The sequence below is a fragment of the Mesorhizobium sp. M4B.F.Ca.ET.214.01.1.1 genome (assembly GCF_004791545.1).
Classification (GTDB): domain Bacteria; phylum Pseudomonadota; class Alphaproteobacteria; order Rhizobiales; family Rhizobiaceae; genus Mesorhizobium; species Mesorhizobium abyssinicae.
In genome coordinates, this window is the sequence record NZ_SRUX01000355.1 from 1 (window position 1) to 244 (window position 244).

At 67.2% G+C, this 244-nt stretch carries 1 protein-coding gene; it reads left to right on the forward strand.

Annotated features, from left to right (window positions below):
- Positions 1 to 244 (forward strand): hypothetical protein (locus EN857_RS35185; protein WP_189522860.1); only part of this gene is annotated, 244 nt, incomplete at both ends.

Below are 244 nucleotides of genomic sequence, written 5' to 3' on the forward strand. Positions count from 1 at the left end.
ATCTCAGCGCCGGCGACCGCTCGACGACGACGGGGGCCGGCGGCGCCTGGTCGATCGGCGGACTGACGCTGGCCGATGTCGGCAAGAACATCTACGAGGTCGTGCCGGACGGCTCGCAGCAGACCGGGATCCTCGTGCAGACCGTCGACAATCCCGGCAGCGGTGGCACCGACACCGGCAACGACTTCACCAACTTCCTCGACTTCTCAGTCTCGGGCACCAAGTACGAGGACCTGACCGGCGA